This is a genomic window from Niallia taxi (genome assembly GCF_032818155.1).
Lineage (GTDB): Bacteria > Bacillota > Bacilli > Bacillales > Cytobacillaceae > Niallia > Niallia taxi_A.
This window is the reverse complement of the sequence record NZ_CP102589.1, coordinates 2747800-2770842: the sequence shown is the minus strand read 5'-3', so window position 1 is coordinate 2770842 and position 23043 is coordinate 2747800. Positions and strand designations below refer to the sequence as shown.

29 protein-coding genes, 1 tRNA gene, 2 pseudogenes and 1 riboswitch are annotated in these 23043 nt (G+C 34.4%); of the genes and pseudogenes, 19 read left to right on the top strand and 13 right to left on the bottom strand.

Annotated features, from left to right (window positions below; all coding sequences use genetic code 11):
- The first annotated feature begins 91 nt into the window (after positions 1-91).
- From NQZ71_RS13900 to NQZ71_RS13890, 3 genes are all read left to right on the top strand, one after another.
- Complete coding sequence (locus tag NQZ71_RS13900) at positions 92-361, top strand: DUF6054 family protein (protein WP_317010867.1); 270 nt, start codon at positions 92-94, stop codon at positions 359-361.
- A gap of 301 nt (positions 362-662) precedes the next feature.
- Positions 663-1505 carry an HAD family hydrolase gene (locus NQZ71_RS13895; protein WP_317010866.1) on the top strand — a complete coding sequence of 281 codons (843 nt, stop codon included), beginning with the start codon at positions 663-665 and terminating at the stop codon, positions 1503-1505.
- 773 nt (positions 1506-2278) lie between these two features.
- Positions 2279-3022 carry an alpha/beta hydrolase gene (locus NQZ71_RS13890; RefSeq protein ID WP_317010865.1) on the top strand — a complete coding sequence of 248 codons (744 nt, stop codon included), beginning with the start codon at positions 2279-2281 and terminating at the stop codon, positions 3020-3022.
- A 76-nt stretch (positions 3023-3098) separates the two neighbouring features.
- Here NQZ71_RS13890 and NQZ71_RS13885 read toward each other — a convergent pair.
- Positions 3099-3403: pseudogene (locus NQZ71_RS13885) on the bottom strand (LysR substrate-binding domain-containing protein); the annotation flags it as partial.
- A 276-nt stretch (positions 3404-3679) separates the two neighbouring features.
- Between NQZ71_RS13885 and NQZ71_RS13880 the strand changes: the two are divergent.
- The 10 genes and pseudogenes from NQZ71_RS13880 (at position 3680) to NQZ71_RS13835 (ending at position 10734) form a co-directional block, all read left to right on the top strand.
- Positions 3680-4159 carry a DUF2975 domain-containing protein gene (locus tag NQZ71_RS13880; protein WP_144454713.1) on the top strand — a complete coding sequence of 160 codons (480 nt, stop codon included), beginning with the start codon at positions 3680-3682 and terminating at the stop codon, positions 4157-4159.
- A gap of 10 nt (positions 4160-4169) precedes the next feature.
- Entirely contained in the window at positions 4170-4382 is a 213-nt protein-coding gene (locus tag NQZ71_RS13875) for a helix-turn-helix domain-containing protein (protein ID WP_144454714.1), read from the top strand.
- Between the two features lie 27 nt (positions 4383-4409).
- Entirely contained in the window at positions 4410-4637 is a 228-nt protein-coding gene (locus NQZ71_RS13870; protein ID WP_317010864.1) for a hypothetical protein, read from the top strand.
- Positions 4638-5267: 630 nt separating this feature from the next.
- Complete coding sequence (locus NQZ71_RS13865; protein ID WP_317010863.1) at positions 5268-5747, top strand: DUF2975 domain-containing protein; 480 nt, start codon at positions 5268-5270, stop codon at positions 5745-5747.
- A gap of 122 nt (positions 5748-5869) precedes the next feature.
- Positions 5870-6138 (top strand): annotated as a pseudogene (locus NQZ71_RS13860) (IS1595 family transposase); the annotation flags it as partial.
- A 64-nt stretch (positions 6139-6202) separates the two neighbouring features.
- Positions 6203-6403, top strand: coding sequence for a hypothetical protein (locus NQZ71_RS13855; protein WP_260055410.1), 201 nt, complete (start codon positions 6203-6205; stop codon positions 6401-6403).
- Positions 6404-7028: 625 nt separating this feature from the next.
- A protein-coding gene (locus NQZ71_RS13850) for an IS3 family transposase (protein WP_317010862.1) occupies positions 7029-8587 on the top strand; the annotation gives its coding sequence in 2 pieces (ribosomal slippage) (positions 7029-7680 and positions 7680-8587; 1560 coding nt in all).
- Between the two features lie 350 nt (positions 8588-8937).
- Positions 8938-9276, top strand: coding sequence for a PadR family transcriptional regulator (locus tag NQZ71_RS13845; protein WP_317010861.1), 339 nt, complete (start codon positions 8938-8940; stop codon positions 9274-9276).
- Positions 9266-9820: a DUF2812 domain-containing protein gene (locus NQZ71_RS13840; RefSeq protein WP_317010860.1), complete on the top strand. Its 555-nt coding sequence runs from the start codon at positions 9266-9268 to the stop codon at positions 9818-9820. The genes NQZ71_RS13845 and NQZ71_RS13840 overlap by 11 nt, the downstream gene beginning before the upstream one ends.
- 575 nt (positions 9821-10395) lie before the next feature.
- Positions 10396-10734 carry a ribonuclease E inhibitor RraB gene (locus NQZ71_RS13835; protein WP_317010859.1) on the top strand — a complete coding sequence of 113 codons (339 nt, stop codon included), beginning with the start codon at positions 10396-10398 and terminating at the stop codon, positions 10732-10734.
- Positions 10735-10865: 131 nt separating this feature from the next.
- Here NQZ71_RS13835 and NQZ71_RS13830 read toward each other — a convergent pair whose 3' ends face one another.
- Positions 10866-11129 (bottom strand): DUF4190 domain-containing protein, encoded by a 264-nt coding sequence (locus NQZ71_RS13830; RefSeq protein ID WP_144454718.1) that lies wholly within the window; start codon positions 11127-11129, stop codon positions 10866-10868.
- A gap of 436 nt (positions 11130-11565) precedes the next feature.
- Between NQZ71_RS13830 and NQZ71_RS13825 the strand changes: the two genes are divergently transcribed.
- Positions 11566-12603 carry an STAS domain-containing protein gene (locus NQZ71_RS13825; protein ID WP_275005205.1) on the top strand — a complete coding sequence of 346 codons (1038 nt, stop codon included), beginning with the start codon at positions 11566-11568 and terminating at the stop codon, positions 12601-12603.
- A gap of 598 nt (positions 12604-13201) precedes the next feature.
- Here NQZ71_RS13825 and NQZ71_RS13820 read toward each other — a convergent pair.
- Positions 13202-13954, bottom strand: coding sequence for an SDR family NAD(P)-dependent oxidoreductase (locus NQZ71_RS13820; protein ID WP_275005206.1), 753 nt, complete (start codon positions 13952-13954; stop codon positions 13202-13204).
- A 297-nt stretch (positions 13955-14251) separates the two neighbouring features.
- Here NQZ71_RS13820 and NQZ71_RS13815 point away from each other — a divergent pair, with 297 nt between their 5' ends.
- Together NQZ71_RS13815 and cdiI are read left to right on the top strand one after the other, a co-directional pair.
- Positions 14252-14692: a cell wall hydrolase gene (locus tag NQZ71_RS13815; RefSeq protein ID WP_144454722.1), complete on the top strand. Its 441-nt coding sequence runs from the start codon at positions 14252-14254 to the stop codon at positions 14690-14692.
- A 154-nt stretch (positions 14693-14846) separates the two neighbouring features.
- A complete protein-coding gene (gene cdiI / locus NQZ71_RS26205; RefSeq protein ID WP_394374110.1) occupies positions 14847-15008 on the top strand; it encodes a ribonuclease toxin immunity protein CdiI in 162 nt (53 codons plus the stop codon).
- A 70-nt stretch (positions 15009-15078) separates the two neighbouring features.
- Here the strand turns inward: cdiI and NQZ71_RS13810 are convergent, their stop codons facing one another.
- The 3 genes from NQZ71_RS13810 to NQZ71_RS13800 all read right to left on the bottom strand — a co-directional run bounded on the left by NQZ71_RS13810 (position 15079) and on the right by NQZ71_RS13800 (position 16194).
- On the bottom strand, positions 15079-15201 hold the full coding sequence (locus tag NQZ71_RS13810; protein ID WP_317010858.1) for a hypothetical protein: 123 nt from the start codon (positions 15199-15201) through the stop codon (positions 15079-15081).
- A 225-nt stretch (positions 15202-15426) separates the two neighbouring features.
- Positions 15427-15621: a CsbD family protein gene (locus NQZ71_RS13805; protein WP_144454723.1), complete on the bottom strand. Its 195-nt coding sequence runs from the start codon at positions 15619-15621 to the stop codon at positions 15427-15429.
- 168 nt (positions 15622-15789) lie between these two features.
- Positions 15790-16194: a hypothetical protein gene (locus NQZ71_RS13800; RefSeq protein ID WP_317010857.1), complete on the bottom strand. Its 405-nt coding sequence runs from the start codon at positions 16192-16194 to the stop codon at positions 15790-15792.
- A 105-nt stretch (positions 16195-16299) separates the two neighbouring features.
- Here NQZ71_RS13800 and NQZ71_RS13795 point away from each other — a divergent pair, with 105 nt between their 5' ends.
- Complete coding sequence (locus NQZ71_RS13795) at positions 16300-16593, top strand: hypothetical protein (RefSeq protein ID WP_260055415.1); 294 nt, start codon at positions 16300-16302, stop codon at positions 16591-16593.
- 312 nt (positions 16594-16905) lie between these two features.
- Here NQZ71_RS13795 and NQZ71_RS13790 read toward each other — a convergent pair whose 3' ends face one another.
- Entirely contained in the window at positions 16906-17034 is a 129-nt protein-coding gene (locus NQZ71_RS13790; RefSeq protein ID WP_317010856.1) for a hypothetical protein, read from the bottom strand.
- A 150-nt stretch (positions 17035-17184) separates the two neighbouring features.
- Between NQZ71_RS13790 and NQZ71_RS13785 the strand changes: the two genes are divergently transcribed.
- Positions 17185-17730 (top strand): GNAT family N-acetyltransferase, encoded by a 546-nt coding sequence (locus tag NQZ71_RS13785; protein ID WP_317010855.1) that lies wholly within the window; start codon positions 17185-17187, stop codon positions 17728-17730.
- 341 nt (positions 17731-18071) lie between these two features.
- On the opposite strand, the gene NQZ71_RS13780 is transcribed toward NQZ71_RS13785, so the two are convergent.
- A tRNA-OTHER gene (locus NQZ71_RS13780) sits at positions 18072-18160 on the bottom strand.
- Between the two features lie 92 nt (positions 18161-18252).
- A complete protein-coding gene (gene sda / locus NQZ71_RS13775; protein WP_144454730.1) occupies positions 18253-18441 on the bottom strand; it encodes a sporulation histidine kinase inhibitor Sda in 189 nt (62 codons plus the stop codon).
- A gap of 461 nt (positions 18442-18902) precedes the next feature.
- On the opposite strand from sda, the gene NQZ71_RS13770 reads away from it, so the two are divergent.
- On the top strand, positions 18903-19103 hold the full coding sequence (locus tag NQZ71_RS13770; protein ID WP_260055418.1) for a hypothetical protein: 201 nt from the start codon (positions 18903-18905) through the stop codon (positions 19101-19103).
- Between the two features lie 395 nt (positions 19104-19498).
- Positions 19499-19581: riboswitch (cyclic di-GMP riboswitch) on the bottom strand.
- 128 nt (positions 19582-19709) lie between these two features.
- Here the strand turns inward: NQZ71_RS13770 and NQZ71_RS13765 are convergent.
- From NQZ71_RS13765 to NQZ71_RS13750, 4 genes are all read right to left on the bottom strand, one after another.
- Positions 19710-20189, bottom strand: a complete 480-nt coding sequence (locus NQZ71_RS13765; RefSeq protein WP_260055419.1) for a hypothetical protein — start codon at positions 20187-20189, stop codon at positions 19710-19712.
- Between the two features lie 89 nt (positions 20190-20278).
- Entirely contained in the window at positions 20279-21016 is a 738-nt protein-coding gene (locus NQZ71_RS13760; RefSeq protein ID WP_317010854.1) for an AAA family ATPase, read from the bottom strand.
- A gap of 67 nt (positions 21017-21083) precedes the next feature.
- Positions 21084-22349, bottom strand: a complete 1266-nt coding sequence (locus NQZ71_RS13755) for a Y-family DNA polymerase (protein WP_144454946.1) — start codon at positions 22347-22349, stop codon at positions 21084-21086.
- Positions 22350-22366: 17 nt separating this feature from the next.
- On the bottom strand, positions 22367-22696 hold the full coding sequence (locus NQZ71_RS13750) for a YolD-like family protein (RefSeq protein ID WP_275005221.1): 330 nt from the start codon (positions 22694-22696) through the stop codon (positions 22367-22369).
- Between the last annotated feature and the right edge of the window lie 347 nt (positions 22697-23043).

The window sequence follows — 23043 nt, the reverse complement described above, 5'->3', positions numbered from 1 at the left end:
GAAATTGATAGAAGGATAAAACTAGAAAAAATGAAACCTTTTATTGGGACGCTCGTAAATAATAGAAAGAGAATCCGAAAGAGGAGTTAACATGCAAAAACCTATTGAATTTAAGCTAGCAGTATCACCATTTGAAGCAGCAGATATTATTCTTAATTCACCAAATATAATGGACGATTTACTATATTGGGAAAATCATGTAGTTGGAGACGAAGGAAAACAAATATGTACATTTATATTTGAAAGATATTATTTCCGTACATCTGGAAGGGCAACATTAACAGTTATCCTCGAAAATTTTGATGGCGAAAATAAGGTGAGATGTATGACTTCGGGAAGTGCTGAAAGTTATCAACATTGATTTCGGAGCAAGTAAAAACTTTGTTGGTTGGTTAAAGAATATACTAGCGGAAAACATTTTGAAGGAAACAAATCTGTAAGCAAATAATTTCTCAACTACGATGGCTTACCTTTAAAGGGTGAGCCTTTTCTGATGTGGCAATTTAATGGCAGAAAACCACATTTTTCATTTATATCCCGCCAAGTTGGTCTATAACAGACCAGTTTTCATCATCTCTATTTTATATAATAAAAATATGATGAAAAACTTGAAAACAAACTAATTTTTCAGTGCTAAGTTTCTTCTATTATAGGAGTGTGTAATGATGCAAAAAATAATTTTTTTGGATATTGATGGTACGTTAGTCAATGAAAAAGGGATGATACCAGAATCTGCTAAATTAGCCGTACGAAAGGCGAGAGAGAATGGACATATTATCTATTTATGTACAGGAAGATCAAGAGGAGAAATATTTGATGACATATTAAGTGTTGGCTTTGATGGATTAATTGGAGGCGCTGGTTGTTATATTGAAGTGGAAAAACAAGCATTATTTCATGAAAAATTTAAGAAAACAGACGCCCAGCAAATTTTAGATTTCTTCTACCAAAAAGGAATTGATTTTTATTTAGAAACAAATACTGGATTGTTTGCTAGTGAAAATTGCAAACAAAATGTCTTTGGTTTTATTGAAAAGCTGAAAACTAATAATCCAGATTTTCTTAAGGAAATAGAAAAAGGAATAGTGCCGTTTTATGAAGCTTTAATTGAAGGGGAAGAGTTAATAAGAGAGGACATTAATAAAATTGTCTTCCTTGATTCAGCAACACCAATTGACTCAGTGATGCAAGAATTTGAGGCTAGGTATACAGTTATTCCAAGTACTGTCCCTGTATTTGGCAGCAATAGTGGAGAAATATCTCTGCTTGGGATTAACAAGGCAACTGCTATCGAAAAGGTATTGGCACGTTTAAATATCACGAAAGAAAATGCCTTTGCATATGGCGACAGCTTTAACGATATAGAGATGCTACAATTTGTTCAACATGGGATAGCAATGGGGAATGCACATGAAATAGTAAAAAGCGTGGCAGATGATGTTACAGAAGCGGTAGATGAAAACGGTATTTACAATAGCTTTGAAAAATATGGGCTAATAGGATAATTTGTGACAAGAGTTCTAGGCTTAAAAATCAAATAATAGAAAAGTATGTAATATGCTGAGCATTACGTAATCTCACCAAAATACCTCCTCTGAGTATAGAGGAGGTATTTTATATTAACCCTTTAATAATCCTCATATCGATAGAAACTATTTACAGCGCTTTTTCCTTCTTATCAAAAAGAAACTGCATGAAATATAATAAAGGTGCCTTTAGTAAGTAATAAAAGAAAAATTGAAAATGGTTAATACGTACTAAAGAGAATAGTTTTACCCTTTTAGCGAAGTATGCAAAAGGGAAGGCAAAAAAAGCATGTATCAGTGCACTAAGAAACATGAATTTTTTAAAATTTCCATAACCAAACTTTAGTGTTAAAAAGGAAGTTAAGATGAACGGGCCGATATTATAGGAGAATTCACCAGATAAGTACGAGTTGGGTTTATTGTAAAAAACCCACCATTTTCTTTTTTTTCCTAATAGTCCGTTTAAAATTTCTAACATACCAATGATGATTGTCGCTGGGGAAAATCGTCTTAAATTATTAGCACCAATAAAAGCTACTGATATCCAAGACAGCACAAGCATGCAAATATTAAGGAACTTTTGACTTTTATATGACATGTGTTTGTCCTCACTTTTTTTATTAGCATTCTTTTTTTGAATTCTAAATATTCATCAAAATATTGGAATATGCTTAGTGTTTGCAGCAATTAGCTTTTTTGTGTATGTATATATTATAGGTAATGAAGGATTATTATATATAAGGTGGTAATCAATGATGGTGAAAATTAGTGAACCAAAATCTTTTTTCTATAAAGGAGGTCCGAAAGCAGTTTTATTATTACACTCCTTCACTAGTAATACGGTTGATATGAAAAAGCTTGGGGGCTATCTAAATAGAGAGAATTATACCTGTTATGCTCCTTTGTATAAAGGCCATGGTTATTCAGCAGAACATTTAATGACAACAGCCCCAAAAGATTGGTGGGAAAGTGCAGAAGAGGGCTATAACTTTTTAATAAATGAAGGATATCAGGATATTGCTGTTATTGGGGTGTCTTTAGGTGGGCTCTTGGCCTTAAAAGTCGGCCAAGAAAAGCATGTTACAGGTATAGTTACTATGTCTGTTCCATATAAGACGGAGATTAGTTCTTTAAAAAAACGAGTATTAAATTATGCTAATTATGTAAAACTGCTGCAAGGGAAAGAGAAGCTACAAATTTCGGAGGAGTTAGATAAGTTAGAAGCAATCTCAACTAATAACTTATTAGAATTCAAAGAATGCATTGATTTAATAATGGGAAATTTAGCTCAACTGAATCAACCAATTTCTATATTATATGGATTGCGGGATGACCCATTATATAAAGATAGTGCTAATTATATATATTCCAAAGTATCCTCCTCACATAAAAATATAACAGGCTATGCTGATTCCAAGCATTTAATGACATTAGGACCAGATAAAGACAAAATACATAGTGATATCCTAACATTCCTCGAGCAATTAGAGTGGTAAAATTGTAAAAGAGAAGTAATCAGGAACATAAATTGTTTACTTCTCTTTTCTATTTTTATCACAAAAAGTTCAAATTAATAGTTTCAATCTCCTTATTTGTAGGTAGCCTTAAAAATCCAAAGTCTACACGTCCTTCTTCAATCCAGCTTTCTATTTCTGTATAGTCCCCTAACAGTAATTAAAAATCAATATTGGATAATCTTTTTTAAAAGATTTAATCTTAGGAGGAAGCCAATGAGTTGCTTCACTTGAAAACGTTCCAATTCGAATGATCCCAGATTGAATATGATGCAAGTCCTCTACCTGCATCATTATATTTTCTTGTTCATTACAGATTCGTTTTATATGAGGAAATAACTTTAAGCCATCAGACGTCAAAATATTAGTAGTATGAGCATTTTTAAAAATAAATAATGGTTTAATTTACCGATTTCAGATTAAAAGAATATATTGGTCTATCCCAATGTATTTAAGAAAAAGGCTTAGGACGATTTCTAAGCCTTTTTCTTTTGGAGTTAATTAGATTTATGTTTTAACTATTCTTAAAAGGATTATGATATTCAATAACTAAATAATAAAAAAGAATAATAATTTATTGTAAATCAATAAATTTTGTGGTAAATTCGATTTGTAAATTATTTAGTGAGGTGTAATGTTATGTTAAAACGAGGGTCCACAACCTTTTTGAAGTTAGCTGTATTTTTAATAGGGCTGCCTATATTAGCTCTAGGTGTATTTGGGATATTTTATTTAACGAAGAATCCTGCTAATCCTGATTATGCACACTTGTTATACCCTATGGTCATTATTATGTATATATCAGCAGCGCCATTTTTCCACGCATTGGTTCAGGCATTTCGACTTTTGAGCTTTATCGATAAGAATCATGCGTTTTCTCAAGACTCCGTAAGAGCTTTAAAAGTGATAAAATACTGTGCTGTCATAATTAGCGGTTTGTATGCCATCATGCTTCCATTCGTCTATTTTGTAGCACAGCTAGATGATGCACCTGGCTTAGTTATTATTGGGATGGTTCCTATCTTTGCGTCTATTGTCATCGCGGTGTTTGCGGCGGTTCTTCAAAAGCTTCTAAAAGACGCAATTGACCTTAAAGATGAAAACGAGCATACGATATGAGGTGGATAATATGGCAATCATAATAAACATAGATGTAATGTTAGCAAAAAGAAAAATGAGTGTAACAGAATTATCAGAGAAGGTCGGTATTACGATGGCCAACCTCTCCATACTGAAAAACGGGAAAGCAAAAGCTGTACGTATTACCACTTTAGAAGCGATTTGTAAGGCACTAGATTGCCAACCTGGAGATTTATTAGAATACAGACCGGATAATGATTGATTTCATTTTGGAATAAGGGTGATAGTTTTGAAAGTTATGGAAGAAGCAGCAGAATTACATAGCAACGAATATCACGAAGTTCTTTCTTTAGGATTAGCTTTTGTCTTAAATGGTAAGAGGTTTTCTGTTCTTAATGTAGATGTTGTGGCAAATGTGATCACGTGTGTATCTAAAACAGAAGGATTCACCTATTTCGGTTTTGATGAACTGGAAGAGTTTTTAGAAGAGGGAAGAGCTTATATTGTATTTGATTAAGAATAGTAGAGGTAAGGGAGTTCTATGAGAAGCAAACAACGCTCAAAGATAAAATTTATATGCGCATGTTTCATTGTTCTAATAGGATCTCTGGTTGTAACCGAGACCTTTTCTGTAGAAGATGAAAAGAGGTAGAGGAGATGGACTATGCTAACCCCACCTCTTTAATAGATACATCCTTGCTAAAAAGCTCTTCTCCAAATCAAATGAATGAGGTTGACCTAAAGAAAATGAGTGTTGAGTAATTGGATCAGAAGGACAATAAGGTAGTCTATGGTTATTATTCCTTCCGGATTTATTATGGAAAGTACAGTGGCAGTTTGGCCAGGTATAAGGAGCTTTAAAAGGCTCGGTGTGATGACGCCTCAAAATGTGGAAGTTACATGGGAAGACGATAATATCGCGGTTATAAACGTGTATAAACAATCGGATGAAGGGGATAGAGTGATAAACAAGGCCATACGTTTGGACACATCAGATTAAAGAAACATCGGCATGTTAGCAGCAAAGAATAGGGTTGAATGAGTAAAGCGCAGATACAAAAAAGTAAAATTCAGTATTTAATCGTTTTTAAGATTAGCTATACATATTTAAAAAGGAACTTTTCATTAACAAAAAGGAGGGTTATAAATGAATGTTAAACAAGGTTCTGTCACCTTCTTAAAGGTCGTGGTGTTTCTGGTGGGAATTGCAGTGTTTGCTTTATGTATTTATTGGATGCCTGTATTAACTATTAAAGATTTAAAAGCTCATCCAGGCGGAGATTATACGCTATATCCTCTTTTAGTATGTGCGTATGGAGTCTGTATTACCTTTTCTATTGCACTTTTCCAAGTATATAAGTTATTAACCTATATCGGAAGGGATAACGCTTTTTCCGAGTTAGCTCTAACCTCTTTGAAGAGAATAAAAAAATGTGCATTTACCGCCATTTTCTTTCTGTTATTAATGATAATAAGCTTAAAGGTGATTTCTGCAATAAATGAAGATGATGCTGCAGGTCCTATATCAATATGTTTGATGGGAATTTTAGCAACATGTATCATCACTGCCATTGTGGATGTACTTCAGAAGCCATTAAAACATTTCCTGGATGAAAAATTGGTATAATTTTCTTGCTAATTTCTCTACCAATGAACACAAATATGACAACAGAACTCATTCATCACAAAACTAGAAAGGAGATGTTGCCATGAATATTCCATATTGGGGTTTGATTTTGCAATTCATTTTACCAGTTTGAGTCTGACGGTAAAATTCGCACCATGGGTCTATATCACATCCCAGAACGTCGACAACTACCACCGAAGACTAAAAGATCGGATTAAGCGTTTTAACGGTGTGGCGACCAAATATCTGAACAATTACCTTGCGCGGTTTCAGTAGAGAGCATCCATCATCAGAGAAATGATATGACAGTGAACGACATGATAATAAAGAGAAATTTAATTCCAAATACAGAAACATATGATACCTTAGATTATCCAAATTTACTGTATAAAGGTTATTTCTTTATTCGAGTATCGAATATTCTTTATAGAAGAAAAAATTATGGAGGTGGCTTGATGGGATTTTATTATTTATTATTACTTGTTATCGGAATTGTACTAATTGTAATTGGAGCACTTAAAAAGGATGTGCCTCGTTCAGTTAAAATAGTTATTTTTCTATTTGTAATTGGTATTGTATTTATAGTAATGTCGTTAATATTATTGCTTCCTGGTAGCTCTGACGTTATTGCTGAACTTTTAAAATGGAATAGCTAAGTTTCAATTTTGCTGAGAATTCTATAAAACCAAACATAACTTCCATTTTTGTGGAAGTTATGTTTTTTTTCTATAAATATCAACGTTAAATATTTCAGGAACAAATGACTATTATTCAACTAATAGGGGCCGTGCTTCTTTTAGGCTCTACATTTGTCAGTGAAACAAAACTTACTGGAGTTTTAAAGAAAGGACGAAAAGCTTAGTTAAATAATTGAATATAAAGAGACGATTAACTAGTGATAGTGTGGTGAGTAGAAGAGGCTGGGACAAAACAAAAGATAACCTTTCTAAACACGAATAATAAAATACATCTAAATTGGAAAAATGAAGCACGTGACTAAATAGAATATGGGTATAAAATTAGTTCGTTTCATTGCGCTGCAGCCACTCGCTTTCCGCGGGGAGGAAGCTGAGCCTCCTTGTCTTCGCCTGCGGGGTCTAAAGCGTCCTCTATTTCCCGCAGGAGTCGAGTGTCCTCCGATCCACTCCACTAAGATTTCTAATCATTTGTATTAAAACTGAAGAAACAAAAAAACCGAACCATTTAATCATTAGTGATAAGCTCCCCTATAGGTAGACAGGTTAAAAAATAAAATCTGGATACTATGGGGGAGTATTTTTTATGTCTCGAAAGTTTTACTCTGCAGAAGAAAAATATGAAATAGTGAAGGCGTTTGATGAATCACTTTCTTCACTTAAAGTGGCATCCATTTATAAAGTACATCATGCCACCGTTTTGGAATGGAAATATAAGTTTGATACCTTTGGCTTAGAAGGATTAAAGGAGTCTTCCGCATGGAAAAAATATTCGGAAGAACTAAAGTTATCCGCCATAAAAGAGTATTTGTCCGGTGGTTCTTCGATTCGTGAGGTTTCTAGAATGTATGAAATATCCCATCCCTCTGTCCTCAGAAGTTGGATTAGGAAGTATAATAGTCATAGTGAATTAAAAGATGCGTCACAAGGAAGGACGGGCTCTATGACTAATGAAAGCAAACTAACTTGGGAAGAACGATTACATATTGTACTTGATTGCTTGGGGAACGGAAAAAATTATCAAGAAGCAGCGGATACGTATCAAGTTTCTTATCAACAAGTTTATCACTGGGTAAAGAAGTATGAAGATGGCGGAGAAGAAGCGTTGAAAGATAGACGTGGTAAAAGGAAAGAGGAATCAAAGCTAACTCCAGAAGAAAAATTCAAGCTTCAAATGAAAAAGCTAGAAAGAGAAAATGAACGGTTACGTGCGGAGAATTTGTATTTAAAAAAGTTGGAGGAGATAGAAAGGAGGAGAAAATAAAGCCTATCCGATTCGAGGATAAATATATCGCTATCCAGGAGCTTCACAGGGAAGAAAACATAAGTATTTCTTTACTTTGTGAAATAGTCAAAATAGCACGATCCGCCTATTATAAATGGCTGAATCGTCTCCCTACTTCCCAGGATTTACTGAATGAAAAAATCATAAAAGAAATGAAGATTCTTCATGAAAAAGTGGATAGTACCTTCGGTTATCGTCAGATGACGCTTCACATGAATAGACAGTTTAAAGAGAAACTTAATCATAAAAGAATCTATCGACTAATGAAAGTGGCTGGCTTACGCTCGATTATCCGCATCAAGAAGAAACGTTATAAACACTTTACTCCTAAACAGGTGGCGGAAAATAGACTAAATCGAGAATTTACTGCGGAAAAACCAAATGAAAAATGGGTTACAGATGTAACGGAATTTAAGTATGGCCAATCAAGGAAGGCTTATTTAAGTGCGATTCGTGACCTTTATGATGGCTCCATTGTAAGTTTTGTTATAGGACATTCCAATAATAATAGACTTGTATTTAAGACGCTAGACCAAGCAACTGCACTATTATTAGAGGAGGAACATCCACTTATCCATAGTGATCGTGGGTATCAATATACCTCCAAAGGATTTAAGCAAAGGATAGATGCGGCGAAAATGACGCAGAGTATGTCAAGAGTTGGTCGATGTATTGATAATGGACCGATGGAATCTTTTTGGGGAACACTGAAATGTGAGAAGTATTATATACATAAATATAAGACATTTGAGGAACTTGAACATGCGATAGAGGAGTATATTCATTTTTATAATTATGAAAGATATCAAAAACGATTAAACGGCTTAAGCCCTATGGAATATAGAGCTCAAGCTGTTTAAATCTTTTTTATTATTTCAACTGTCTACTTGACAGGGGGCATTTCATAGTTGATTAAATGGTTCGGTTTTTAAATAGATTCACATACTTATGTACCAGCCTCTTTTTTATTTTTTCTGAAACGAATCGGACAGGATAGTGTACGGATTTTTTTCTGAAGCTATAATACCAGTAGATATTATAGCTTGAGAGGCACCTTATTTACATTTTTTCAAGTGTATATTGTATCCTCAGTAGAAAGATATTCGAGTTGTATAAAATTTACAATATTGGATATATATATTGACTGCCGGTATATATTCATGTATATTATGGATGTCGATATATCGTAGGTCAATATATAGAAGAAAAGGTGATTCCTGTTAATCCATTATCAGAATCTACATATTTAATTTTATTAGCCCTTTACCAAGGGCCACTTCATGGTTACGGTATTATTAAAGAAATTGAAAATACCAGTGAAGGCACGTATATTATTGCACCTGGGACCCTTTATGGAGTATTAAAAAATTTAGAAAAACAAGAGTTGATAGAAACAGTAGCTTTAGAAAAGGAAAAACGTAAGAAGAAAACATATTGTATTACGTTTAAAGGAAAAGGTGTACTTCATTCCGAGTATGAGAGATATATTAGAATGATTAATTACTCAAAGATAATCATTCAAGGAAGGGATGGAAAAGGTGAAAAATAATGCTATTAAAAAGGTAACAAAACGTTTTTCGGATTTTTCAAAAGAAGAAGAATGGTTACAGAGTATGTTAAGTGAAGGTTGGATACTTAAAAGTTATGATTCTGAGGATGTTGATGACTGTCAATATATTTTCGAACATGCACAAAGTGAAAATCTTGAAAATATATTTTATAAAATTGACTTTCAAAATTTTAATAAAAAGGAAGAATTTGAGGAGTATAAAGAGATTTTTCAAGATTCTGGTTGGACCATACTTTCAAAAAGTAAGTGGTACTCCAAGCATATTTTTTATAGAACCTCTACAAATGCACAAGTCGATATTTTTTCTGACCAGGAATCATATAGAGAGAGAGAAAAACGGAAAATGACTTCACTTCTTTTATATACAGGTTTGGCTTTTATTGGTTTTATAATTTTTATTTTTTTATGGATAATCTTTGAATATGCTTATTTTGGGGTATCTGGACTTTTCCTTTTATACGTCAGTATTAAATATTCAATTGATTACTTCAGTCACAGAAAAGCGTTAAAGTCAATTTTTTAAATTTAATTACGCGCAAGGATTGGAGACTGCCCATAAATAAATGCAAGAATATATCATCTTTTAGAAACAAGTAAATGGTGAAAAATAAAATAAAGAGTACATAAATATATTAAACTAGTAAGCTCATTTTTCTTTATTAATGAGGGAATTAATTTTCATATATTCCACTAAGATATCTAATCATTTGTATTAAAACTAAAAAAAACAAAAAAACCGAACTATTTAATCATTAGTTGATTAAGTGGTTCGGTTTTTACGCAGATTTACATACTTATGTCCCAGCCTCTTTTTAATTAGGGGGCATTCCTGTAATATATAAACTTTTAAAATATGTTTGTACAGAGAGATGCAATTTAAACTATTAGAGCGTTAGAAAACAATAAATTCATATGATGCATTTAGTGCAATTAATCTCTCAAAACATAGGAATTTTAACTCTAAAAATAATATCTGTCCGTTTGTTTAAAAAGGGAAATCTAATTGAACGTTTATTTGTACAGATAGCAGCAAGTAAATAATGATATGATTGCTATAAACATAATTGATTAAAATTACTAGAAAGAGGGAAGTTTATAATGTTTTTTAAAAAACGAAAGTTTCCAAGAGACGAAGATGGAGATGTACTACATGCGCTAGATAAATATGGCTGTGATTTTAGTGTAGAACAGACAGTGGAATTTGTTATTGATGTTACGAATGAGAGTTCTGGCAAACAAGTTCTTGGAGCGTTAAAGATGGAAGGGTACAGAGGTGAATTGGATCATGATGAAGAAGAAGAGCTGTGGACAGTTTACTGTTTCATTGACATGATGCTTACTTATGAAGGTATTGTTAAGATACAAAACAAATTAAGAGATTTGGTTACTCCGTTAGATGGAGAAATCGACGGTTGGGGTGTTGGGCTGGAGGAATAATGAAACAAGGAAATGAAGGACTATAAATAAATATAAACTTTTATTATTTCAACGTAAAAGGCGTGATTATCTTCTTCGCTCAGACAAAGAAGACCTTCTTTTGAATAAAGGTCTTTTTACACATATTGTCGTTACCCAATGTTTACCGAGAAAAATGCAACATAACCTAAGATCATAAAAAGCTGAAGAATAAGTCCAATGATACTACAAACTAAACCTGCGGTTGCTAAGCCAGCACCACTTTCCTTCATTTTATTAATCTGTTTTACAGCTTTTCTTGAAAAAACAATCCCAATAATGCCAAAGATTAAACCGATAAATGGAATCAATAATGATAAGATACCGAATGTTAATGATATTACTGAACTATTGTTTGCTTTGTTGTATCCCGTCATTTTAATCCTCCTTTTTTTCTTTTATTAGGTATTTACGATTTGAGTTGTAAAAGGTTGCATGCAAATTTTTTTGATACAGCTATCGGCATATTTTTTTATACTTTTGAAATCAAGATTTGGCAATAGGAGACAATACAGAACGCTAACTACAACCTAAATAAGAAGAACCAAAGATTACTGTGAGGAGATATAGAGGAACTAGTTAAAATCTGTGTTATGTTTATACTCAGTAAACTAATGTATTGCTATACAATAGTGGTTAAATAATGCGATTAAAATTATTACAATAAAGCAGCCACATGCTTCATATGAAGATGTTTAATTCTAAAATGAAAAAAAGACTCGAATTTAGGTTTATTTTTCTTTCGTTTGGGTATTTAATCCTAGAATTATTTGAAATTTACTTTGGGGAAAATTTGAATCAATGAGGTGTTTTATGGATGATAAAATGGAAGAGCATACATACAAAGCAAAAGTTAAAAGTAAGGATATAACGTGGGATTATAAAAAAGGATTATTAAATTTACAAGGCGAGTCTACACTCTTAATGTGGGATTCTGCAATTGAATTGTTCTTAAGAACGATCGATGAAGTTTCTGGAAAAGATGCTTCGAAAACTGTTTATGAAGCAACCGGATATCGTATGGGTCATTTGGTATGTTCCTATTATAAAGACAGAAGCAATTTAGAGGACATTATAAATGATTATTCTGAGATTTATAAAACAGCTGGTTGGGGAAATTTTAAGATAATACATTTTTCTAATGAGGAAAATAAAATTATTATTCAAATAACAAACAGTTGGGAGAAAAGAATTTTCAAGGATTCCAATGAAAATCATGTATCCACTTTCATACCTAGTTTTTGGGCAGGGATTTTCGGAGGATTTTTAGGATGTGATATGTGGTATGAAGTCAAAAATAGTGAAGCAACGGAAGCGGATTATAAGGAAATAATTGAGATTTTCCCTTCGAGTATTACTCCTCAAAAAAATATTCACGATTTTGCACGTCAAAAAGAAACACAAAGTATCCAAGCATTGGAGGAAAAAGTAAACGAACATACGGCAGAACTATCTAACTTAGTGAAAGAATTATCTTCACCTATTATTCCGATACTAGAAGGAATTCTTGTTGTTCCTTTAATTGGCAAGTACTCTGAGCAACGAGCTTCTGATTTACTTGAAGATGCATTAACTGAGATTTCTAGACAAAAGGCAAGATACCTTTTAATCGATGTAACGGGTATTCACAATATTGATGAGTTTTTAATTTATGGTATCCAGAAATTAATCCAAGCTTGTCGATTACTAGGAGCTGAATGTTTTATAGTTGGAATTTCCTCCAATCTAGCAATGCAAATTCTGAACTCAGAATATAGCGGATCGGATGTTCAAACGTTCGCAACATTACAACAAGGAGTTCGTTATGCAATTGAATTAACTGGTTATGAATTAGTTAGGAAAAAAAGCTAATAAACATTCTGTTTGGTAATTCTTAATCATTTTGCTTAGTATTTGTATCTGCATCCAGTATGATTTCCTTTAATTTAGAAATAGAACAAACAACTAAGGCTTTCCTTTCATTTAAGGAGAGCCTTTATATATAGTTTAATCCTGTTAATACAAGCAGGTCATATTAATAATTATATATGTTACAATCAAGGTGGTTTTGTGGAAAAAAGCAAATCGGTAATAATCGAAAATAAATTACCTTTTTAGTAGGTGCTTAGTGATGTTTTTTAGAAGGAAAACATTTTATGTTTGCTCTGTTTGTGGTTTTGCCAGATTGCCACGGCCTCTGTATAAAAACGGAATCCCTAATGTTAGCCTTATTTGTCGTTGTTGTGGATTTCAACCTGGCTATGACGATACTGAATTGGGCTATACATTTGAAGCCTAACGAAATGAGTGGATACAAAACGGCGCGGAATGGTTTAGAGAAGAAGAAAAGCCAGAGTGTTGGGATTTAGATAAACAATTGGAAAATATAAACGTTTTTTAATAAAAGGATCTTTGAAGCTGAAAAAAGAAGCAAGAAAAAAGTTCCTTGCTTCTTTTTGTCCATTCAGATTTAGATAGAAGTAAAGCCGCCGTCTATAGATACTACTGTACCGTTAATATAATTCGCTTTATCACCTAAAAGGAACGTAACGAGTTCTGCCACTTCTTCAGGTTCGCCAAGGCGTTTTTGCGGAATGGCTTCTACAACCGCTTTTACATTTTCAGGATTCTTTTGGCGATATTCTTTCACCATCGGCGTTTCGATTGTACCAGGTGCGATGGCGTTACAACGTATCCCTTGCTCTGCATATTCGGCAGCAATCGTTTTCGTTATGCCGACAATGCCGTGCTTTGTTGCAGAATAAGTACCCACAGTAGCTTGTCCTACAACTCCTGCAGTAGACGATGTATTAACAATGGAACCACCACCGTTTTCGAGCATTACTTCTGTTACATATTTTATACCGTATAATGCACCTAATAAATTAATACCGACTACTTGTTGAATTTGTTCAATTGTATTATCCAAAAATTTTACGCCTGGGCCAGATATTCCGGCATTATTGTAGAACATATCAATCGTCCCGAATTCTTCGACTGTTCTATCTACGTAATTTTTTACATCCTCTGCCTTGCTAACATCTGCCTGAACAAAGATTGCTTTTGCCCCTTTTTCTTTAATTAGGCTTACTGTATCATTTCCGGCTTTTTCGGAAATGTCCACAACTGTTATGGAGACACCAGAATCTGCTAATTTTAACGCTACCGCTTGACCTAATCCGCTTCCGCCACCTGTAATAATAGCTACTTTATTTTGACTCATATTAAATCCCCCTATTACAAAAAAGTTCGCTTACCTAAATATTATAGAATTAATAATTTTTTCGTTCAAGAATGGAGTATTCTGATTTCAAAATAATTTATAGTATTCACTCAATTATGTAACAAATTAATGCTAAAAATGGTGTTAATGCATTAGGACAGGGAAATGATTCATGCCTAACGGAGAATTCTCCATAGCTGTAAGAGGTAGCTAATAAGTATTCAATGAAAATTTATAAACAAGGTCATATAAACTAGCTGTTTTTTCATACACATACAATATTATGGAGGTGGAAAAATGGCAAGAGTTGCATTTAGAGATGCTGACGTTGACTTAATGGCGAGAATGATGAGAGCGGAAGCTGAGGGTGAAGGAAACCAAGGAATGCTTTATGTTGGAAATGTAATAGTGAACCGACTTGTAGCAAATTGTATTGACTTTAAAGATTTAAGAACGATTGAACAAGTCATTTTTCAAGTACAAGGGGGAAATTACTCGTTTGAAGCAGTGCAAAAAGGCAATGTATTTTATCAAAGGGCAAGAGATTCAGAAAGGAGATTAGCACGGCAAAATTTGAAGTTTTGGAGAAATCACCCAGCGAAATTTGCTTTATGGTACTTTAACCCAAGTGGTGATTGTCCTCAAACATGGTACAATCAACCTTTTACAGGTCAATTTAAACAACATTGCTTTTATGAACCTGCACCAGGTACATGTGATAGTGTTTATAGAGGATGAGAAGATAATAAAAAGCTGAAAACATGCAGACTATTCTTTGCATGTTTTCAGCTTTTTTACTTTCGTAGTATTTATATTTGGTTCGTAATGTTATAGCAGTCTTACTAGTTTCACAATTGACAGTATAATAACCTCCTATTTTGATGAACCTGCAGTGGACGAAGATGTACAATTTGTTTTAGATTACGATACATTTTATAAGTATCTATTAGAAGATTGCGAGCTGTATTTGGAGAAGTATCCTAATGACCGTAGTCGTGTAGAAGAGTTATTAGGGGAAACAAGAGGAAAATTTAATATTAAAGTGGATAAGTAATTTACTATGAGCAGTTTCAACCTGGTGGGATGCCAATACAAAGTTCAGGGTTAGTCGGTGGGCACAAACGTTAGCAAAATACTTCTAAATGAAAGTCTTTTGTACGACAATCAACAATTAAAATAATAATCACTTCCGCTTCTGGTGCCATTACATCCTCTTTCTCAGCAACTGGAGTTCTATGCTTTAGCACACTTACTCTTCTTTTCATCGCATTTATTATAAGAGATTATACAATATTTAACTGAAAAAAAATAATGCTATTAAAATAGTTATGGATTTTTATGTATGGATAGTAATAGATTATTAGTTACTATAAAGAGGTGTTTGGCGATTTACTATTGAACGGAAGTGGTCAGGTCACTTAAAGAGATAGACAAGTATTAAAAAAATAGCTGCCAAACGGCAGCTGCTTTTTTTAATACTTATGGTCGGAATCCTCTTTAAGTTTACCTGTTGTTTCCTGTACTTTACCTTTGACTTTATCCTTTTTACCATCAGCTTGCATACTCTTATCGCCTTTTGCGTTACCAATCTGATCTTTCACTTCACCTTTTACTTTAGATACTCCACTTTTTACTTTATCCGCAACACTTTGTTTATTTTCTGCCATTGTTATACACTCCTTTTAACTTGTTATATTAATTTGTACCCGGTTCATTATTCCGTTAAACGTTCATTTAATAGATTAAGCTTTCAAGGGAGCTGAATCTAGTACGCTAAAAAATATAAAACTGGTAATAAATAGAACAGTTGCTGATAGTAGTGCTTGCATCTGTTATCAGAATTTATTTGTAGACACATTAATAATATAGGAAACACCATTGATAAATATGAAAATTAAAAGTTGTAAAAATCCATAAATGAAAACAATTAAAAATAAATCAAAGTATGGTTCGCCAGGTGGAGAATCACTTAGACTATCTAATAATAAAGCTTCTATAACATAAAAAATAACAGTGGAACAAAAAAATCCTATGTAAATACTTAACCAATGTTGGTAAAGGTCGAGCTTTATTTTACTCAATCTTATTAAGGTATTTATAGGCAAAAAAATTAATGCAGTGAAGCCAAGGTGAAAAGGCAAAATGGATAATTTGGTGTGCATTAATAAAAATTGGCTTAACCAAATAATCACGGTATTGATTAATACGATTTTTAGTGGATTTCCCTTAATTAACGACAATCTGCACATACCTCCTTAATAAAAAATAGTGAATCATAAGTTCTGGATGGGAAAATATACATTTTTTTGATAAAATTACATATGAAGAGAGAGGGGAATGTGATTTTGAATGACAAAAATCTATCGAGAATAAATCCTTTAGCTTTAACGGTTTCCTTAGTTATTGCTGCATTTCTAGTTCTCGTGCTGTCAAGGTTAATCCCAAACGTAAACTTGTGGATTGTTATTGCCATTTACTTTCTGATCGATATTGGGTTTATTGTTGCGATGGTAATTGGAATAAGAACGAAAATTAAACCTGTTGTCATTTTTAGTATTTTGGCTAATTCTGTCTTTTTTGTTTTCATGACAGGCTTTGTTTTATTACTGCTATTAGCACTGGGCATTTCTGAACCGTAAGCATACTTATAAAAGAAGACAAAGACAAAGACAAAGAAGAAAGCATGATTTATTTCTTCTTTGTCTTTTTTATACGGCGATATAGGAGTATGAGGATGATGGTAAATAAGACGGTAATTCGGATAAGGCCAGGAGTAAACTTTAAAAGCCATATGCTCACTATTATTGTCGCTAATGTTAAATACTCTAAGTAGCGTTTTCTTTCTAGTTTCTTTTTATTTCCTATAACAATGATATATGCTATTGGTGGTACTAAAAAGCAAATAATAAAAAGTGCTTTTTCCCTCAAGTACCAAGGTAGAGGTGATGGTATCATTTTTCTGCCACCCCATTAACTAGAATTTCCGCCATTTTCCCTCGAAGGACGCCCATGCACTCATTTTTGCAGCGGCAAGCAATTATTTCTTCAGCAAAACGAAATATTCCACAAGCCATTTTCATTACTAACAGCTCCTTTTTCTTTACTATTACATTATTTGTAAAAACATACAAGCTGTTTTTATGAGGAGAAACGGTCTTGTTTTTCTTCTATTTATATATAACTGAAAAAGTATTACACTAGAACAAATATGGAGTTTAGGGAGTGGTTATATGCTTTCGGTGGAAATAAGAAGGCCGCAAATATCGGATAAGGAAGAACTATTTGCTTTTTTTGATTTTGTTCTGAAAGATACATTTATCATAAATGGTTTAGAGGAGCTTACTGAGGATTATGAGCAGGAATGTAAGGAAAAGCGGGAGCATCTTTCAGCGGATTTTGCGAGCGGCGGGATAGAGAGACATTTTTTAACTGCAGTGGACAAACAGAGTGGGAATTTACTTGGCTGCATTGCATATGGGCCAGCAAGCTCCCTTATTGTAATGGAAACAAATGGAGCATTAGCCGGTTATATGGAGATTGGTACTGCATTTGTTCATCCTAATTACCAAAATAAAGGGATTGGCACAATGCTACTTAACGCCATTATCCGTACTTTGGAAATAAGAGAAATTCATCACTATTGTTTAGACAGCGGCTATGCAATCGCTCAAAAAATCTGGACGAAAAAACTCGGCGAACCTGACTATTTGTTAAAGGATTATTGGGGGAATGGCGCACATCATATGATTTGGAAGCGAAGTATAGAACGAGTGTAAACCTATACTGCTTTTACAGCTCAAATACAGACTGCAAATAGATTTGCTCGGAATAAAGTTTACATTCGGTGTAAAGCGACTCGCCAAAAACTTTCGTTCATTTCTAAGGAACAAATTTTGGGTTTTTTTAATGTACTTAGCATATTAGCGATAGGCTCTATACCATATCCATTTGTATAAAGCCAAATCAAGTACAAACCATTTTAATAAAATAAGGTAGAAAAGCCTTGTGAATTTCCCGGGGAATGGTAAAATATAGTATCAAAAAACGCCTTTTCCAAAAGAAAAGGCGTTTTTATATAGTGTACTTCTACGAATAGAAGCAATATAGGTAAGCTATTAGGACTTGGCGGGATTTGAACCCGCAAGATACACAAGCTGCTTCTCTGTTGGAACAACTCGGTTGCTCTATTCTTTGAGCTACAAGTCCTAATAATAGTATGAGGAATTAAAATATTTTTATTCTGCTTTTACAAAAATATTTTTTGGTTAGATTCTGCCAAAATGCAATCGCAATATATTTTAACTATCCTCTTTATTATGTTGATTATAGAGAATTTTTGTGTTTTTGTTAAAGACAATATGAATTAGCTTTCGCTCGGTTATTTCCTGTTTCAGCATTGTAATAAATTCCATGTCTAGTTTTAAACGCTGTGCATGTCTATAGGCAAATAGCAAGGATTTATCACTAAGGAGTCTTAAGGAAGACATACTAAACACCTCCTGTAGCATTATACACTCCATTATTTCCCTACTGCTTGTCTGCTTAAACATCATTACAAAAATTTATGGGGGCATTTTTGCAAAAAAAAGAGCTCAATAAAGGCTCTATACTTTTAAGGACGTTTTCTAAGCTTCCCGCAAGTTTTACACTTGTCATTGTAATAATCAAATTTGTGGTACCTGCGAAAATAGCAAATAAAAGATTTAATCATAGAAATCCTCCTCAAAAATATTTTTGAGTATGTCTAGGCTTGTCTACTTTTATTGTAGCTTTTACTTCTAAAGAGAATAAGGTATATTTTTCCTGTATTAATAAAATGTTTTTGGGTTTAAAGTACTAAAGTATTTCATTCACTTCTATTGAAAAAAAAGGGGAATAGCTGGATGTGTCGAATTAACTAATTTAGGAGGTGTTTACTATACTAAAAGAGAATTCTTTTATCAATGAAATGAAAGTATTAGCCAAAGCTCAATCTGAAGCGAAGGCTAAGTCCATTTTAATTATGAAACAGCTCCAAAGTGATTCAGCAAATAAAAGCTTACACCAGGAATTACATAAGCTAAGAATGAAAAGCTATGAATTGCATAATGAAGAAAGAGACTTACTAGTAAGCTTTAGAGAGTATATGAATGTTATTGGCATCCGTTAAGATGCTTTTTTTGTGCAAATAGAAGAAGGGAGCTGATCCTTCAGCTCCCTTTCTGGTTGTTATCGTTTTTATTATCTTTGCGCTGTGTTAATGTGACATCCTTTTGCAGCTAGGACATGAAATTTCGTGTTCTTGTTTGAATTCAATGCGCTTAAAATCTCGTTTTTCAAGAGTAGCATATGGGTTGTACTTGGACCCGCACATGCAATATTGCCTATCTTTTACGATATGACGAAGACTGGTTTTTTCATTCAAAACAGTTGGATAAAACATACTTTTCCTCTTTTCTAATTTATTAAGGCAATTAGACAGGAAATGTGTTGTTTTTTATAGGCTTTTGCGTCGGAGTTAGCTAATTGTAACTCCATAAACAAAATAAAAGCCTCACATTCTTTATCTGCAACCCGGCTGCCATTGCTTTTGCTTTAGGCCCGTGGCTTTGCGTCTTTTACTTTCGTAAAATTTGCCCAAGTAAATTTTATATCATTATTCAAAAAATTGTCAAGGAGTATGCCAGTTGGTTCGATGTGAAAAATGGGTCTTTTTTAGCGGTATTTTCGGTTGTGTAATTTTTACTTTTTTTGATGTGGTAATAATGACTCATTTTTATGTTGGTGCATGCTTTTCAGCTTTTGCTTCCAAACGGCAAATAAATTTATAGTATTTGATTAAAATGATAAACAAAAATGGATCTAGCAGGATGGAGTACCAAATTCGCCACCAGCCATAATGAAAATAGCCCCATGGCTCTGGAATTAATGTCAACAGCTCGTAAAGGACGATCGCACATACCCATATGGCGATATAGATAGCTTTTGTTTTAACCTTTTTTTTGAATGGATAATAATTCAAGAAAATAATGTTTACCGGCGGCACCAACAAAAAAAGCTGTGGGATTGCCATCCAGTCTATTCCTTTTGATAAATACCAATAAGCATGGTATTTCAAATCAATATACACATCAAAAACGAGCTGCAATACTATTGTAAACATCCATATATGCAAAATTTGGTTTCCTGTTAAACGCTTTTTCATAAAAAAGGTGACAGCATTAAAAATAATAATGGCAGCTAGCATCCCAATCATAAATGACTCCTTGTTGATGAAGATATTCTTATATTTTCCTATTCCTAGAAGAATATCCCTCAAGGGGTGTGTTTGTTGTTAGCTTGGTTTTAATCATCTCTTAGCAGTTCATTCAGCATTTTTTCCCGATGCTGTAAAAAGTATTTTGTGAGTCGATAATTGTCTGTTTGTTCATATTGTGTTTCTGTTATTGCGCCACCATCAAAGTTCAAGATAGAAGCATTCGGATAGCCTAACAGGATAGGGGAATGTGTGGCAATGATAAACTGGCAGTCCTCATATTCCACCAAATCATGCAAAATACGGATAAATGTTAATTGTCTTTGCGGAGAGAGGGCTGCTTCTGGTTCGTCCAGCAAATAAATCGCTTGCCCATTGAATCGATGCTGAAAAAGCGATAAAAAGGATTCACCGTGTGATTGCTGCAACAGAGACTTGCCGCCGTATGCCCGGTAGTCTGTGCGTGTGAATGGATCCTTTTCCAGCTCATCCTGAAGTGTTGCAAAGTGATAAAAGGATTCAGCTCGCAGAAAAAAGCCATTTGTAATTTTAGGCATCCAAGATAAACGAATATAGTCACCTAAATCAGAGTGAGAAGAATGAACTTCGTAATAATTGTTTTTTCCGCCTCCTGCCGTATGAAAACCGCATTTATCGGCAACAGCCTCAAGCAGTGTTGACTTTCCCGAACCGTTCTCTCCAATAAAGAACGTCACCTTATTTGTCAATTCCAATTCCCGCAAGCCTTTAATGGCTGGAATGGAAAAGGGGTAGCTGCTTACTTGCGGTATGTCATCTTTAAGGAGGGTTATTTTTTTTAGAAACATGTAAATTCCCCTTTCAAGAGCCTTCCGTAACCTGTAAGTATATTCGATAAGCAAATTGGCAAATCCTCTATTTTTTATGGCCGCCAAGAAGCTTGGCTCGATGTCTGGCAGTGCCGCCAGAAGTGTACGAAACAGCACGAAGCAGGGAGGCGGAACCGTAACGGTTGCGGATGCCGTCAACTACATAGCCGATTTTTCTTTTTTTCCAGCTATTTGTATCGAATAAATCGAGCTGAACCTCATCGTCTCTTTCCAATTTTCCTATAGACAGAGAGATTTGCCGCACTGTTTGCCCATGATAATTCTCGCGCATCAGCTCGAGGCAGACACGGTAAATATCCATCGTAATATTTGTTGGGTTCTCAATCGTTCTCGACCGATGGAAGCCGCCGCCGAATTCCTCTTTGCTGTAGGAGAGGCCAAAGCTGATTGTTCTGCCTGCGTGATGATGGGCTCTAGCTCTTTTGGCAACCTCCTCGCACATTTCAAGGATGACCGATTTAATTTCCTTCTCGTCCTTATAGTCGCGAAGCAGTATTTGGCTTTTTCCATAGCTGATCTGCCCCTGCATAATTGGTGCACCGACTTCTGATAAGTCAATTCCCCATGCATGGTGATACAGCTGGTTGCCCATTATCCCGAATTTTTTCTCCAAAAGGGACAGGTCGTAGCGAGCAAGCTGGCCGACAGAAAATATCCCCATGCTGTGCAGTGTTTTTTCCACTTGTCGACCGATTCCCCACATTTCCCGCAATGGAGAAAGGGGCCACAGCTTTGCGGGAATATCGTCATACGACCAGCTTGCGATGCCGTTGGCCGTTTTTTTTGCAGCCAAGTCGAGGCACAGCTTTGCCATCAGCATGTTTGGGCCAATGCCGATTGTGGATGGTAAGCCGAAGTCTAAAAGGATATCCCGCTGAATTTGGTCTGCAATTTCCTCTGGTGTGCCCCAAACCTTCTCAAGACCGCTTACATCAAGAAAGCTTTCATCGACAGAATAGGTGTGGACGGCTGATGGAGGGACATACCGGAAGAACAGCTTGGTAATTTCCGTTGAGACACGGACAAACAAGCCCATTTTCGGATTATGAATGCTAATTCTCGGATCATCTGGTATCTCAAAAAGCCTGGAGCCTGTTTTAATTTTAAAATCACGCTTCATAGCCGGAGATGCTGCAAGGACAACACTGCCTGTTCGATCTGTATTGCCGACGACAGCAAGATGGCATGTAAGAGGGTCCAAGCCTTCATGGACGGCGATAATGCTTGCGTAAAAGCTTTTCATATCTACACAAAGAATGGAGCGATCTGGAAATTGAGAATAGTCGAACATCATGCAGCACCTCCTTGTTAATCTTTTTGAATGTTTACTAAGCTGCGAAAAGGAATAGAATGTAGACCGTCTTTAGTATCCTGTATGCGAATTTCCTGCTTCAGCTTGTCAATATATACAACATGGCCGCTGATATGGAAAATCTCACCGTTTTTAAACATTTCGCACTCAAGCACCCATCCGTATTCCAGGCTTTCTAAAATGAGCATTTCCATTTCGCGAATTTGATCCTCATCCAGGACGGGCTGAGTTATTTTTTTGTCTTCCTTCAGTGCGTCTTTAATGCTTTGCACATGCTCTGGCAGCATCATTGCCGTCCATTTAATGGCCCCTCTGTCTCGTATCATGAAAATCATCTCCTTATAGTATTTAATATATCAGAACAAACGTTCGTAATCAAGAAGGGTTCAAAAAAAAGTCCTATTTGTAATATTAGGAAAGCGGAAAAAAACATGCAGACAATAGAAAAAGTGGTATTATAAAATAAATTTTATGCATCCAAAACAACTAACATAAATAAAAAAAGAGGTGCAATTAAAAGATTTATATCAGCGAAGTGATGTTATCTATTTTACATATTGTAAGACGTAAAGCGCATTCTATATTATTTCTACCTATAGTCAACCTCGGCAGGGGACCATGTTGAATTTATTATAAAAGGATTAGAGAACGAGACGAAGTTTTAGCGCTTTAT